Source organism: Cryobacterium sp. AP23 (assembly GCF_054075385.1).
On the sequence record NZ_CM133415.1, the window covers coordinates 3,021,908 to 3,036,307 of the forward strand.

Consider the following 14,400-nt stretch of genomic DNA (forward strand, 5'->3'; position numbering starts at 1 on the left):
GCGGCCCCGGATCAGAAAGGTGGTGGCCCTTCGGCTGCACGCTTGGGCGGCTGCGGTGCCGGGACTTCGGGGGTCAACTTCGTTCCCAGACCGGAGCCCGTGATGTCGGGTGTGTTGGTGTATTTTTTGCCGCCGGGGCTGATCCAGGTCAGGGCACCGCCGGGACCTTGCTGGGTGGTGAAGCTGGATTGGTGTTTGAGTCGGTGGCAGCCTTTGCAGAGGCAGACGAGATTGTCGACGTGAGTTTTACCGCCGGTGTTCCAGGCTTGGGTGTGGTCGATCTCACTCAGCGTGGCGCGACGGTTGCAGCCGATGCCCTGGCAGGTCTCGTCTCGGATCTCCACGTACCGGCGCATGTCCGCCGTCGGCGCGTACTGCTCGTGGCTGACGGACAGCCGGGCCCCCGTCTCCGGATGCGTGAGGATCCGGGTCCAACTCGTCGCGGTTCCCGCGATCTGCCGGGCCGTCTCCGGGTCGATCGGCCCGTAGCCTTCCAGGATCGCGGGTTCGTCGCTGCGGTCCAGCAACGTCAGCGCCGGGACGGTGATGTGCACGGTGCCGCGGATGCCACGGCCGAGGCCGCCCGGTCCGACGCCGTCCAGCAGCAGGTCCCTGTACGCGTCCGCCCGGCGCTGGTCCTTCGTGCGGGCCTGCACCGGCTCCTCCGCACCGCCGTCCGCGGCACCGGGTGCGTCATGGGCGGCGTTGTCGTCCCGGTCGAGGTCGGCCGCGATGCGGCTGAGCCGGTCATACGCCGCCTGCGCTTCATCGGCTTTCAGGTAGGCGTTCAGCCACGCCATCCCGTCGGCGTCGGGCCGGAACACCACCCGCCGGGTCGCGAAGCCGGCGTCGGCGCGTTCCTGCAGCGGGACCGGGTGCATCCGCTCCCGGATCCGGAGAGCGGCCTTGGCGAACTGAGTCGAGGTGCGCTTTTCGGCCGCCCCCAGCACCGCCGCTTCAAAGCGCGGCAGTACCTCCTCGGGCAGGTTTACCGTGAGTTCGAGCATCTTCAGCGCGTGCCCCCAGGTGATCCGGCCCGCCGTCAGCGACTGGTGGAACGCCGGCAGGTCACCGGCCAGCCGGGTGGCGTCGAAGATCATGCTGCCGGCGGTGTTCGCCCGTACCCGCAACACCATCGCCGCCTCGGCCGCCATGCTGCGGCGGGCGAGCTCGTCGTCGTCCCAGGCCGGGCCGTGCGCGGCGGTGTCCGGGTCGTTGTGGCCGGACTCGATCGGGTCGCCCCGCAGCCCGGCGAGGATGCGGGGTTGGTGGCCGAGCCGGTCCAGTTCGGCGAGCAGGCGGACCCGCTCGGCGTAACAGCCGGCGAGGGCTTTCTCATTCTCGATCAGCGGGTCGATGACCGCACTGATCGCCTGCGCGACGAGATCCGCGACCGGATCCACGGCGGCATCGGGGGCGTCGTTGGGGGTGTCTTCGGGTGTGGCATCTGAGGTGGCCATACGCCCATAGAACCATGCACCACTGACACTCCCGATCCCAGTGAATCACTGGTGGAGAACCCGAAAAGCACCCACCTGTGGAGGAGCGGCGGCGACGCCGATCAGGCGAAAATCGCCACGGCCTCCGCCACAGTGGCCGGGCCGGAGATGAGGTGCAGGGTGGCGCGGGCTCCGGCTCCGGTACGGATGAGTTCGGCAAGCACCGCGGCCACATCGGCGCGAGGGATCTTGCCGGCCGGCTCCGGGTGCACGGTACCGCTCTCGTCCGGGCCGGTGCGCTCTAGCCGAACGAGTCCGGTCGGCTCATCGTCGGTCAGGGTGCCGGGTCGCACGATGGTCCAGGCGAGGTCGCGGCCCACCAGGTCGACCTCGGCGCCGAGCTTGGCCTGGAGGTAGGCCAGGAAGTCAGTCGGCACCCCGTCGGGCGTGGCACCGTCGCGGACGAGATCGGCTCCGGTCGACGAAATCTGCACGAACCGACCGACACCCGCTGCCTCGGCTGCATCGGCCAGGAGCACAGAGGCACCCAGATCGACCGTGCCCTTCCTGGCGTCACCGCTTCCCGCACCGGCGCCGGCCGCGAAGACCGCGACATCCGCCCCGGCCAGTACAGCGGCGAGATCCTCGACCGAGGTGCTCTCGAGATCGAGGACCACGGGCTGTGCACCGTCCAACAGGAGATCCGCGCTCTGCTGCTCGGAACGGATCAGCCCGATGACGGTGTGACCGTCGCCCACAAGGGCCCGCGTAAGGGAGCGAGCAATTTTTCCATGTCCACCTGCTATAACAATTCGCATATCAAGGACAACAGGACAGTGGCCGGTGGAATTCCCTGACCCGCCGCAAGATAGGCTCTGCAGCGTGTCAGTACAATCGCGCCGGGGGGCGTCGCCGCGCGTGCGTCGTCGGCGCGCCATCGCCGTTGTCGGCGGACTGCTCGTGGTGGCCTTCCTCGCCACCGTCCTCGTCAACGGATTCACCGGAACCGAACCCACCAGCGCCTCCCCGGAGAACACTCCGAGTGCCCAAGCGCCCACCGAGCCGCCACGGCCGTCGCCCACGGCATCCCCGGAGCCGGCACCGGCGCCGACGTTCGATCGTGCCGCCCGTTCCATCGACGACCCCGACAGCATCTGGGTGGTCGTGGACAAGCTGCGTCCGCTCACCCCCACCGATTACACCCCCGCTGACCTCGTCGACGTGCCCGTGGCATTCGCCAACCCGGCGCGGCTCCGGCAAGAGGCCTCCGATGCCGTCGTCTCGTTGTTCACCGCCTTCGCCTCGGAAACCGGGCTGGCCCTGCAGTCGCAGAGCGCGTACCGCAGTTTCGAAGCCCAGACCCGGGTCTACGACGGCGACATCGCCACCCTCGGCCAGGCCGGAGCCGACCTGAGCACCGCCCGCCCAGGCACCAGCGAACACCAGACCGGCCTGACCATCGACATCAGCGCCCTGCCCGGCCAATGCTCCCTCTCCGCCTGCTTCGGCGACACCCCGCACGGCCAGTGGCTGGCCGCGAACGCGTGGCGATTCGGGTTCCTGCTGCGGTACCCGGCCGACAAGGTCGGGATCACCGGTTACGAGTTCGAGCCCTGGCACTACCGCTACATCGGGATCGAGCTGGCCACCGAAATGCGCAACACCGGCGTGAGCACACTCGAGGAGTTCTTCGGCCTGCCGGCCGCACCCAGCTACGGCTGAATCAATGCGCGTGCATGGGTTGTGCAGGCTCCGTACAGGACCTTGCCAAGAGCGGATGCTTGACTGACGGGCCCCACCCCGCCGACGAGAAACGATTTTGTGCGCCCCGTTCCACTTCCCGACTCCCCAACGCTCACCAGACGCCAACTCAAACGGCACCGGAAACGGACCCGGCGAAGGCTCCACATCGCCATCGTGGCGACACTGACCGCCGGCACCACAGTCGTGGCGATCGTCGCCGGCCTCGCCATCGACGCTGCCGACGTCCGCGCCTCCGCAGGTGCCGTGGCGACCACCGCCACCGCGACACCCACCCCGGTGCCCACTGACACCATCGCCATGGAGACGACCGTGGAACCGGCTCCGCCCATCGTGCGCAGCGCTGTCATCGCCGCGGATGGCACCCCCGCCGGCCCTGTCACCGGCGGCACCGTGGTTACCGTCACCGGCACCGACCTGGCCGCCGTCACCGCGGCGAGCTTCGGCGACAACGCGGCGCAGGTGGTGTCGGCAACCGCGGATACCGTGACACTGCAGGCGCCAGCCGCCGCAGACCTGGCCACCGGCCCGGTGACGGTGAGCCTCTTCGACAGCACCGGTGCGGCGGTCACCGTGGCGGGCGGAACGACCGGCGACGGCACATCCGCCAGCGCGGCAGCGACCTCGGTGCTCGCCGAGGCCATCGAGCCGACGGGTGAGGGCGCCATCACGGCCCCCGCCGCGACCACCGCCCCGGCGGCAGCGCCCGCCCTCACGTTCACTTATGTGCCCGATCCGAAAATCGCCGCGCAGATCGACTATGTGCTCGCGCACTGGCAGAACTACAACACGGATGCCTACGGATCGATCTCCGGCAACGACTGCGTCAATTTCACCAGCCAGTCGCTCATCGCCCGCGGCTGGGCCATGGACGCGGAATGGAATTTCACCGCCGGAACGTACAGCACCGCGTGGGCCAGCTCGACCGCCTTCGCCGCATACCTGACCGCGCACCCGGAACGGGCCACTCCGCTCACCGCGGCGCAGCGCGCCGAGGTGAAGGTCGGCGACATCGTCCAGTTCGACTGGGACAACTCCGGCGACAAGGACCACACCGGAATCGTGACGAGGGTGGAGCGCACGGCCACCGGCGTCGAGATCTACTACGCCGGGCACACCAACAACACCGACTACCGTTCGGTCGACGAATCCCTGGCCCTCTCCGGCGGCAGCGTCACCTACTGGAGCGTCGTCTAAGCCCCCGCACACCACTATCGGCGGGTTGAATCGGTGACTTTGCCTCACCGGTGGCGGCTCATCGGCCAGTCCCAGACTGTTCGGGGCATGATGTGGTTTGCTTGAGAATTCGTCCCCCCGAATAGAGGTAGTTGTGGCTGTAGTTCGACCAGCACGGATCGGCGTCGCCGCGCTCGTTCTCGGCGGCATCGTCGTCGGATCGGTGGCCCTGGCCACATCCGGGGGCAGCCGCACCCCGACGGCGGATTCCACGCCGACGACGGCCTCCGCCTCGGCCACAGCCACGCCCACGCCCACGGCCACCGCCGAACCCCGTGAGACGCCCGCCGCGACGGCCGAACCGGTCGCCGTGGACGCGGCAGTGCAGGCCCAGCTGAATTACGCCCTCACCTACTGGAGTGACTACAACACCGACGTGTACGGCGTGGTCACCGGCACCGACTGTGTCAACTTCACCAGCCAGTCGTTGATCGAACGCGGCTGGACCATGGACGACGCGTGGTGGGCATCCGGCACCGGCTCTGACTTCGACTTCTCGTCGCCGTGGGTCAGCTCGACGGCGTTCATGCGCTACATGGCGGACTCGGGCCGGGCGACCGCGCTCACCGACGACCAGCGCGACCAGGTGAAGCTCGGCGACGTGGTGCAGTTCGACTGGGACAACTCAGGCGACCGCGACCACACCGCCATCGTGTCCAAGATCGAGGGCACCGGCGACGACATCGTCATCTACTACGCCGGGCACACCGATGACACCGACTACCGTTCGGTGGACTACGCGATCACCGAGAAGCACCCCGGCGGCACCGCGTACTACTGGAGCATCCCGTAACCCACAGGCCTATGGGTGGCCCACTTTTGCTAGTTGAGCGGGGTCCCGCACTAGCAAAAGTGGGCCAGTCAAGCGCTGGGGTCAGCTGATCGCGGCGTCGACGATGGCCTTGGCCTCCACCTGCACCTGCTTGAGGTGCTCCGGGCCCTTGAAGGACTCGGCGTAGATCTTGTAGACGTCTTCGGTGCCGCTCGGGCGGGCCGCGAACCAGGCGTACTCGGTGAAGACCTTCACGCCGCCGATCGCCGCACCGTTGCCGGGGGCGTTGCTCAGCGCGCCGATGATCTTGTCACCGGCGAGCTCGGTGGCCGTGATGGCCGCGCCGTCGAGCTTGCCGAGCGCCGACTTCTGCGCCGGCGTCGCCACGGCGTCGATGCGCTCGTAGGCGGGGGCGCCGAAGTGCTCGGCCAGTTCGGCGTAGCGCACGCTCGGTGACTTGCCGGTCACGGCCACGATCTCCGACGCGAGCAGGGCCAGCAGGATGCCGTCCTTGTCGGTGGTCCAGACGGTGCCGTCGAAACGCACGAAGCTTGCTCCGGCGCTCTCCTCGCCGCCGAAGGCGACCGAGCCGTCGATCAGGCCGGGCACGAACCACTTGAAGCCGACCGGCACCTCCCACAGCTCACGGCCGAGGAACCCGGCAACCCGGTCGATCATGGTGGAGGAGACGAGGGTCTTGCCGATCGCGGCATCCGCCCGCCAGCCGTCGCGGTGGCTGTAGAGGTACTCGATGGCCACGGCCAGGAAGTGGTTGGGGTTCATCAGGCCCGCGTCCGGTGTGACGATGCCGTGCCTGTCGGCGTCGGCGTCGTTGCCGGTGAGGATGTCGTAGTCGTCCTTGTGCGCCAGCACCGAGGCCATGGCGGAGGGGCTGGACGGGTCCATCCGGATCTTCTCGTCCCAGTCCAGGGTCATGAAGGCCCAGGTGGGGTCGACGAGTGGGTTGACCACGGTGAGGTTGAGTTCGTACCGGTCGCGGATCGCGGCCCAGTAGTTCACGCTCGCGCCGCCGAGCGGGTCGGCGCCGATGCGGATGCCGCTGGCCTTGATGGCCTTCATGTCGATGATGTTCTCGAGGTCGGCGACGTAATTGCCCCGGAAGTCGTAGGTCTCGACGGCACTGGGCTCGGCCGCGAGGACGGCGCGCATCTCGTCGGCGATGATCTCGTTGGCGCGGTTGGCGATCCAGGAGGTGGCGTCGCTGTCGGCCGGTCCGCCGTGCGGCGGGTTGTACTTGAAGCCGCCGTCAGCGGGCGGGTTGTGGCTCGGGGTGACGACGATGCCGTCGGCCTGGTCGTCGTTGCCGGCCCGGTTGTAGGCCAGGATCGCGTGCGACAGCGCCGGGGTGGGCACGAAGTCGCCGAACTCGTCGACGAGCACGCGCACGCCGTTGCCGACCAGCACCTCGAGGGCGCTGGTGGTGGCCGGGGCGCTCAGCGCGTGGGTGTCAGCGCCGATGAACAGCGGCCCGGTGATGCCTTGGCCGGTGCGGTACTCCACGATCGCCTGGGTGGTGGCGAGGATGTGGTTTTCGTTGAAGGCGGTGTTCAACGAGCTGCCGCGGTGGCCGGAGGTGCCGAAGACGACTTTCTGGGTGGCAATCGAGACATCCGGTTTGAGGTCGTAATAGGCCCTGATGAGGGCCTCAACGTCGATCAGATCGGATTTCTGGGCCGGGGTGCCTGCGCGTTCGCTCATGGTCCCCAGTCTTGCACTCCAACTAGGCTGTGAGCCATGCCAGAGACTCCCGATGTGCACTACAGCTTCCTGGGCCCGGCGGGAACCTTCACGGAGGCCGCCCTCGCGCAGGTGCCAGACGCCCAGGGCCTGCCGTGGCGGGCCGTGAACAATGTGGGCGAGGCCTTCGCCGATGTCGTGAGCGGCCGCAGCGTCGCCGCCATGATCGCGATCGAGAACTCGGTCGACGGCGGAGTGAGCGCCACCCAGGATGCCCTGGCGAGCGTGCCGAACCTGCGGATCATCGGCGAGTACCTGGTGCCGGTCAACTTCGTGCTCGTCGCCCGGCCCGGAACCACCCTCGACGACGTGAAGATCGTCAACGCGCATCCGGTGGCGTACGCGCAGTGCCGCAGCTGGCTCGAAGCCACCCTGCCCCGGCACGGCCACATCCCCTCCTCCAGCAACGTCGCCGCCGCGGCGTCCCTGTTCGAACCGGGCACGCCGGCGGATGCCGCGGTGGCGCCGCCCGGCATCGAGAAGCACCACGACCTCACCGTGCTGGCCCGCGACATCGGCGACAACCCCAACGCCGTGACCCGGTTCGTGCTCGTCGGTCGCACCACGGTCATCCCGGCGCCCACGGGCGCCGACAAGACCAGCGTCATCGTCGAACTGCCGGAGGACCACGCCGGCGCCCTGCTCGAACTGCTGGAGCAGTTCGCCACCCGCGGCGTCAACCTCAGCCTGATCCAGTCCCGGCCGATCGGCGATGCCCTCGGCCGCTACCGGTTCGTCATCGACGCCGACGGGCACATCTCCGACGAGCGCGTGGCGGATGCCCTCCTGGGCCTGCGCAGGTTCAGCCCCAAGGTGATCTTCCTCGGCTCGTATCCCCGGGCCGATAAGCAGCCCAATGAGTTCACCTCGCGGTACGACGACGGGGTGTTCATCGAAGCCAGGGACTGGCTGCGCGGCCTGATTTCGGGGGAGCCGACGGCGTGACCGGCCAGGGGGGAACCGACCGGCCGGTCTTCGACCCGCGTCACGACCCGCGCTTTCAGCGTGGCTACCAGGCCGGTGACGCGGCTCCCGTGGCGCGGCAGCCGCGTCACGACCCGCTATCGCTGCCGGTCGGTGCCCCGACCGTCGCACCCGCATCGGCCGCCGCCGAGCCGGAGGACTCGGCCGATATCCCGGACCTCGATGGTTTCGACCCCGAGCTCTTCCAGGACGAGCTGGAACCCTCCAGGTGGAACCCGTTCATCGCGCTGCTCTGGCTGGTCGTGGTTGTCTTCATCGGCGGTGCGGTCGTCTTGCAGGTACAAGCCGCGACCCTCTCGAACTCGAACAGCTTCTACGACGGCAACGGGCCCGTGCCGATTGAGATGCTGATCCAGCAGCTGAGCTACTCGGTGGCATCACCGATGCTGATCGCAGGCCTGGTCACACTCGCTGGGCTGTTGTTCTGGCACGCGTGGGCCTGGCGGGCCCGGCGCCTGCCCGCTGGTTCCTGACCCGGCTCAGGCAGCCGACTGCTGGCCCGCGGCCACCCGCACCAACAGGGCGCCGGCATCCGCCCGCAGGAACACGCTCTTCACCAACCCGAACTCGTCACCGTCCAGCTCGAACTCCTGCGGCTTCTCGGGCACGATCCGGATGTCGGTGCCCAGCAGGGTGGTCATCGACCGTTCGTTGTCTTCCTCGGTGAACTCGATGATGCGCCGGCCCACGGCCGAGCGGCGCAGGACGCCGTTCTGCCAGGTGACCCGCCGCCAGATCTTGAGCCAGCCGAGCACGCCCTTGGGCTGCAGCACCGCGATGTCGAGGATCCCGTCGTCGATGAGGGCATCGGGCAGGAACTGGATGTTGCCGGGCAGCAGCCCGCAATTGGCGATCAGGATGGTGCTCACCGTGGCCTGGTGTTCGCTGCGGGTGCCCAGGTTGTAACGGATCCGGAACGGCTCCGCCTTGGGGATGGCGCGCATCCCGGCGTCCACATAGGCCAGCCAGCCCACCTGCTTCTTGAGGTCAGGGCGGGTGGCGGCGATCATCTGGGCGTCCAGGCCGAGCCCGGCCATGACCAGGAAGACGTGATCGTCGATCCGCTCGTCCGGGTAGGTGACCGACGCTACGCCGAGGTCGATCGCCCGCGTCTCACCGCTGAAGGCGATGCCGATCGCATCATCGATGCTGGTCAGCGGCAACTTCAGGTTGCGAGCCAGCAGGTTGCCCGTGCCCACCGGCAGCACGCCCAGCGGCACCTCCGCGCCACGGAGCGACTCGGCCACGGCACGAACGGTCCCGTCACCACCGGCGGCCAGCACCAGGTCGACGCCCTTGTGCAGCGCCTTGCGCGTCACCCGCTGGCCGGGGTCCTCCACCGAGGTCTCGAACCAGAGCGTCTCGGCCCAGCCGGCGGCCTCGGCGGCGGCGGTCACGCCGGCGCGCAGCCGCACAACATCCGTTTTCACCGGGTTGTAGACCACCGCGGCCCGACGCTGCGTGGGGATGTCGTCGATGGGGGCCGAACTGGAGGGCTGCACCCGCACAGGCTAGCAAGGCAGCCCAGGCGGCGCTTGTAGACTGGCCGGGTGATTGATCCGGTGCTGCTACGCGAAAATCCCGACCTCGTCAAGCGATCGCAGGAGGCGCGGGGTGATTCCGTCGACGCCGTCGACGCGGCGCTCGCAGCCGACGCCGAGCGCCGGTCCTCGATCACCAGCTTCGAGGCGCTGCGTGCGTCGCAGAACGCTTTCGGCAAGACCGTGGCCCAGGCCCCGCCCGCCGAGAAGAAGGCCCTCGTCGCCCAGGCGCAGAGCCTCGCCGCCGAGGTCAAGGCGGCCGGTGTCGTCGCCGCCGAGGCGGAGGCCACGTTCACCAAGGTGATGCGCACCATCGCCAACCCGATCATCGACGGCGTTCCCGCCGGCGGCGAGGACAACTTCGCCACCCTGCGCACGCACGGTGAGATCCCCACCTTCGACTTCGAAGCCCGCGACCACCTCGAACTGGGCGAGATGCTCGGCGCCATCGACATGGCCCGCGGCGCCAAGGTGTCCGGCGCCCGCTTCTACTTCCTGCGCGGCATCGGCGCCCGGCTCGAGATCGCGCTGATGAACATGGCTCTCGACCACGCGCTCGCCGCCGACTTCATCCCCATGATCACCCCCACCCTGGTGCGGCCGGAGATCATGGACGGCACCGGGTTCCTCGGCGAGCACGCCGACGAGATCTACCACCTGCCCGCCGACGACCTCTACCTCACCGGCACCAGCGAGGTCGCCCTGGCCGGGTACCACAGCGACGAGATCCTCGACCTGAACGACGGTCCGCTCCGCTACGCCGGCTGGTCCACCTGCTACCGGCGCGAGGCGGGTTCGGGCGGCAAGGACACCCGCGGCATCATCCGGGTGCACCAGTTCAACAAGCTCGAGATGTTCACCTACGTGCTGCCCGAGAACGCCGAGGCCGAGCACACCCGCCTGGTGGCCCTGCAGGAGCAGATGCTGCAGGCCCTCGGCCTGAGCTACCGCGTGATCGACGTTGCCGCCGGCGACCTCGGCTCCAGCGCCGCCCGCAAGTACGACATCGAGGCCTGGGTGCCCACCCAGAACGCCTACCGCGAACTCACCAGCACCAGCAACTGCACCACCTACCAGGCGCGGCGCCTCGACATCCGCTACCGCACCGAGTCCGGTAAGACCGCGCCGGTCGCCACCCTCAACGGCACCCTGGCCACCACCCGCTGGATCGTCGCGATCCTGGAAACCCACCAGCAGGCCGACGGTTCGGTCATCGTGCCGGAGGCGCTGCGACCGTACCTCGGCGGGCTCGACGTGCTCACGCCCATCCGATGACCGTCCTGACTGACACCTCCTGGCTTGTCGCCCTCGACATCGACGGCACGACCCTGCACGAAGACGGCACCATCAGCGAGGCCGTCATCAGGCAGATCCGGCGGGTGTCAGAGGCCGGGCACGAGATCATGCTCGCCACCGGCCGAAGCGCCGCCGCGACGCTGCCCGTGCTCGACCGGCTGGAGATCACGCCGCGCTACGTGGTGTGCTCCAACGGTGCCATCACGCTGCACCGCGACCCGGATGCGCCGATGGGCTACCGCCGGGAATGGGTCGAGACCTTCAACCCCAGCGAGGTGCTCCTCTCCATCCGCTCGCACCTGAAGACCGCACGGTACGCCGTCGAGGACGAGCACGGCTACTACCGCTACACCGAGGCCTTTCCCGACGCCACCATCGGCATCGACAGCGAGCACGTCGAGTTCGAGGAGCTCCTGACCCGCGACGCCACCCGCGTCGTCGTGGTGTCGCCCGACCACGACATGGACGACTTCCTGGCCGTGGTGGAACAGATGGGCCTCAACCGGGTGAGCTACGCGATCGGCTGGACCGCCTGGCTCGACATCGCCCCCGACGGGGTGAACAAGGCCACCGCGATGGAACGGGTGCGCGCCGAACTCGGCGTGCCCCGCAGCCGGGTGATGGCCGTCGGCGACGGCCGCAACGACATCGACATGCTGCTCTGGGCGGGCGCCCAGGGACGCGGCGTGGCCATGGGGCAGTCGCCGGAGGACGTGCTCGAGGCCGCCAGCGAGCTCACCGTGAGCGTCTACGACGACGGCCTCGCCGTGGTGCTGAGCAGCCTCTAACCAGGAATTAGTGAGGATATAAGGATCCCCGTGGCCAGTGCGTCCTGAAATACTCACTACGTCCTTGTATGCGGATGCTGCCCTCGTTCAGAACCTTGCCAGATCACGGTGTCAGGCTGCACATTCCGTGATCGGCTAAGATCGGGCGCAGTTCGAAGTTGGATTTTCCCTGCGACGGGGCGCATCCAGTTCGAACACGGGAGGGCTGTCCGAGCGGCCGATGGAGCCAGTCTTGAAAACTGGTGGGCAGAAATGTCTCGTGGGTTCGAATCCCACGCCCTCCGCGCTGCGAGGCGCTGTACCTGCATAACGACGAAAGGACCTGCGTGAGCGACCAATTGCGCCCCCGCTCGAAACGATCGAAGCAGATCAGCCCCATCGCCCGTCACGGCCGGCTCAAGCGCTCCAACGCGTTCGCCAACGTCGCCAAGGTCCTCGCCGCCGCCCTGGCAGTCGTCATGGTCAGCGGCGTTTCCGTTGCCGCCCTCGCCACCCTCAACGTGGCCGCCAGCGTGAAGCCGGCCGTGGTGCTCGACAACGAGACCGACGGCCCCGTGCCCCAGATCGACTCCATCGACGGCGGCGCCAATCTGTTGCTCGTCGGCAGCGACAGCCGCCAGGGCCAGGGCGACGGATTCGGTGACCCGACCGAGGAAACCGCCGTGCTCAACGACGTGACGATGCTCATGCACATCGCCGAAGACCACAGCAGCGCCACCGTGATCAGTTTCCCTCGCGACACCTTCGTGCCGATCCCTGAGTGCACCGGCCCGGACGGCGAGACCTACTCCTCGATGAGCAGCCAGAAGATCAACACCACCCTCAACTACGGCGGGCTGGCCTGCACCGTCTCGACGGTTGAGGCCCTCACCGGTCTGTCCATCCCGTACGCCTCCCTCATCCAGTTCAACGGCGTCGCCGCCATGTCAGAGGCCGTCGGGGGTGTGCCCGTGTGTATCGCCGAGCCCATCGTCGACGAGTACACCGACCTCAACCTCAGCGCCGGCGAGCACGAACTCAAGGGCCTCGAGGCGCTGCAATTCCTGCGCACCCGGCACGGAGTCGGAGACGGCAGCGACCTGGGCCGCATCAGCAACCAGCAGGTCTTCCTGTCAGCGCTCGTGCGCACCCTGAAGAGCGCCGAGACGCTGAGCGACCCGATCAAGCTGTACTCGATCGCCAAGGCCGCCGTCGACAACATGGAACTGTCGACCTCGCTGCAGAGCATGGACACCATGGTCTCCATTGCCATGGCCCTGAAGGACATCCCGCTCGAGAAGGTCGTCTTCGTGCAGTACCCGATCAACTACGTCGACGGCGGTGTCGAACCGGATGAGGCCGCTGCCGCAGACCTCATCGCGGACATCAACGCCGACGTTTCCCCGACGCTGGATCCGGGCGACGCCGACTACCTCTCGGTCGCCGATCCGGCCGCCACCCCCACCGAGGAGCCCGTCGACCCCGCTGCCCCGGTTGACCCCGCGGCGGAACCGACCGAGACCGCGACCGCCCTGCCGTCGAACGTCTACGGGCAGGACGCCTCACAGCTCACCTGCTCGGCCGGCCGGGCCCTCGAGGACCAGTAGCGCCGCTGTCCGCGGCATCCGTATCGCCGATGTGCAAACGGATGCCGCGGTGCCGTTAGTATGGTGGATGTGCGTTTGTGCAAGCATCCGCTCGGGAGACGTCGCATAGCCCGGCTTAGTGCACCACCCTGCTAAGGTGGAGTGCCCCTCACGGGGCACCGAGGGTTCAAATCCCTCCGTCTCCGCACTTCGAAAAAACCCGCCCGATCAGCTGATCAGGTGGGTTTTTTGTTTGTACCGGTGAGCTTTACGACGTTGACGGGGGACAGGTCGACGGTGACCCGGTCGGGGTCGATGCCGGCGGCAACCAGGGCGGTCTCCAACTCGGTTGTGCCCGGGATCGGTGGTTTCCCCTGCACCCGCAGGATCACCTCGGTGCCCTGCGTCGACACTCCGGTGACGGACCAGCCGACCCCGGCGGCCCACTCCGTGCCCACGGCCTGCACGGCGCCTTCCAGGTTGCTCTGAGCGGTGACGGTGACGCTCGTGACGGTGAGCGGCACCCCGACGAGGAGCAGCATCGCGGCCAGGAGCGCGACCGGTGTCACCAGGCTCGGCGTGCTGTGGTCGCCGGGTGCCCGTCGACGGGTCAACCGGCTCACGCCGTACACCGACATCACCACGATGCCGGTGCCGAGGATGGCGACCACGTTGGTGAGGAACAGCAGCAGGGCGCCCAGGAACTGGTCGACCGACCCGGACTCGAGCACCAGGCCGGCCACGGTGAGGGGCGGCACCAGGGAGATGGCGATGGCGACGCCGGGCAAGGTGTCGGAGATGTCCCGGCGCACCAGCGCCACCGAGCCGACCACGCCGGTGCCCAACGCCGCCAGCAGGTCGATCAGTCGGGGGCTCACCCGGCCGGCTACCTGGGCGTTCGTGCCGGCGAGCACCGCGGTCTGCACGAGCAGGCCGACGGCGAAGCCGATCAGCACGGCCGCCGCGGCGCCGGCAACCACGAGCAGCAGCGACCGGGCGAGGTTGGCCCGGTCGCCCAGCACCGTCGCCAGCATCGTGCCGAGGATCGGGGTCATCAGGGGAGCCACGATCATGGCGCCGATGACGGTGGCCGTCGAATCTCCCACCACGCCCGCCGCGGCGATGATCGAGGCCAGCACGAGCAACAGCCAGAACCGGGAATACCGCGCGCCGGCGGACGACCCGTCGAAGAAGACGGCATCGCGCATATCGGCGGCGGTGTTGAATCGGTCGGCCACGCTGTGAACCTAGCCCCGGTGC

Annotated in this window: 13 protein-coding genes and 2 tRNA genes; 10 read left to right on the plus strand and 5 right to left on the minus strand. The window is 68.5% G+C overall.

What is annotated here, in order from left to right:
* Window positions 1-11: 11 nt before the first annotated feature.
* A complete protein-coding gene (locus ACU5E9_RS14320; RefSeq protein WP_456810579.1) occupies window positions 12-1,460 on the minus strand; it encodes a DUF222 domain-containing protein in 1,449 nt (482 codons plus the stop codon).
* A gap of 101 nt (window positions 1,461-1,561) precedes the next feature.
* On the minus strand, window positions 1,562-2,257 hold the full coding sequence (locus ACU5E9_RS14325; protein WP_456810580.1) for an NAD(P)-binding oxidoreductase: 696 nt from the start codon (window positions 2,255-2,257) through the stop codon (window positions 1,562-1,564).
* Between the two features lie 64 nt (window positions 2,258-2,321).
* Between ACU5E9_RS14325 and ACU5E9_RS14330 the strand changes: the two genes are divergently transcribed.
* The 3 genes from ACU5E9_RS14330 to ACU5E9_RS14340 all read left to right on the plus strand — a co-directional run bounded on the left by ACU5E9_RS14330 (window position 2,322) and on the right by ACU5E9_RS14340 (window position 5,229).
* Window positions 2,322-3,161, plus strand: a complete 840-nt coding sequence (locus ACU5E9_RS14330; protein WP_456810581.1) for a D-alanyl-D-alanine carboxypeptidase family protein — start codon at window positions 2,322-2,324, stop codon at window positions 3,159-3,161.
* Between the two features lie 195 nt (window positions 3,162-3,356).
* Window positions 3,357-4,397, plus strand: a complete 1,041-nt coding sequence (locus tag ACU5E9_RS14335; RefSeq protein WP_456810582.1) for an amidase domain-containing protein — start codon at window positions 3,357-3,359, stop codon at window positions 4,395-4,397.
* Window positions 4,398-4,530: 133 nt separating this feature from the next.
* Complete coding sequence (locus ACU5E9_RS14340) at window positions 4,531-5,229, plus strand: amidase domain-containing protein (protein ID WP_456810583.1); 699 nt, start codon at window positions 4,531-4,533, stop codon at window positions 5,227-5,229.
* 81 nt (window positions 5,230-5,310) lie between these two features.
* On the opposite strand, the gene pgm is transcribed toward ACU5E9_RS14340, so the two are convergent.
* Window positions 5,311-6,927, minus strand: coding sequence for a phosphoglucomutase (alpha-D-glucose-1,6-bisphosphate-dependent) (gene pgm, locus ACU5E9_RS14345; RefSeq protein ID WP_456810584.1), 1,617 nt, complete (start codon window positions 6,925-6,927; stop codon window positions 5,311-5,313).
* 36 nt (window positions 6,928-6,963) lie between these two features.
* Between pgm and pheA the strand changes: the two genes are divergently transcribed.
* Both pheA and ACU5E9_RS14355 read left to right on the plus strand, forming a co-directional pair.
* Window positions 6,964-7,911, plus strand: a complete 948-nt coding sequence (gene pheA, locus ACU5E9_RS14350; RefSeq protein WP_456810585.1) for a prephenate dehydratase — start codon at window positions 6,964-6,966, stop codon at window positions 7,909-7,911.
* Window positions 7,908-8,423, plus strand: coding sequence for a hypothetical protein (locus tag ACU5E9_RS14355; RefSeq protein WP_456810586.1), 516 nt, complete (start codon window positions 7,908-7,910; stop codon window positions 8,421-8,423). Before pheA ends, ACU5E9_RS14355 begins: the two co-directional genes overlap by 4 nt.
* A gap of 6 nt (window positions 8,424-8,429) precedes the next feature.
* Here the strand turns inward: ACU5E9_RS14355 and ACU5E9_RS14360 are convergent, their stop codons facing one another.
* Window positions 8,430-9,452, minus strand: a complete 1,023-nt coding sequence (locus tag ACU5E9_RS14360; RefSeq protein WP_456810587.1) for a diacylglycerol/lipid kinase family protein — start codon at window positions 9,450-9,452, stop codon at window positions 8,430-8,432.
* Window positions 9,453-9,500: 48 nt separating this feature from the next.
* Here ACU5E9_RS14360 and serS point away from each other — a divergent pair, with 48 nt between their 5' ends.
* The 5 genes from serS to ACU5E9_RS14385 all read left to right on the plus strand — a co-directional run bounded on the left by serS (window position 9,501) and on the right by ACU5E9_RS14385 (window position 13,346).
* Window positions 9,501-10,766 carry a serine--tRNA ligase gene (gene serS, locus ACU5E9_RS14365; protein WP_456810588.1) on the plus strand — a complete coding sequence of 422 codons (1,266 nt, stop codon included), beginning with the start codon at window positions 9,501-9,503 and terminating at the stop codon, window positions 10,764-10,766.
* Window positions 10,763-11,575, plus strand: a complete 813-nt coding sequence (locus ACU5E9_RS14370; RefSeq protein WP_456810589.1) for an HAD family hydrolase — start codon at window positions 10,763-10,765, stop codon at window positions 11,573-11,575. Before serS ends, ACU5E9_RS14370 begins: the two co-directional genes overlap by 4 nt.
* 199 nt (window positions 11,576-11,774) lie before the next feature.
* Window positions 11,775-11,859: transfer RNA gene (locus ACU5E9_RS14375), tRNA-Ser, on the plus strand.
* 42 nt (window positions 11,860-11,901) lie between these two features.
* Window positions 11,902-13,161, plus strand: a complete 1,260-nt coding sequence (locus ACU5E9_RS14380; protein WP_456810590.1) for an LCP family protein — start codon at window positions 11,902-11,904, stop codon at window positions 13,159-13,161.
* Window positions 13,162-13,255: 94 nt separating this feature from the next.
* Window positions 13,256-13,346 (plus strand) — tRNA-Ser (locus ACU5E9_RS14385).
* A gap of 30 nt (window positions 13,347-13,376) precedes the next feature.
* Here ACU5E9_RS14385 and ACU5E9_RS14390 read toward each other — a convergent pair.
* Window positions 13,377-14,378, minus strand: coding sequence for a DUF389 domain-containing protein (locus ACU5E9_RS14390; RefSeq protein WP_456810591.1), 1,002 nt, complete (start codon window positions 14,376-14,378; stop codon window positions 13,377-13,379).
* Window positions 14,379-14,400 lie beyond the last annotated feature (22 nt).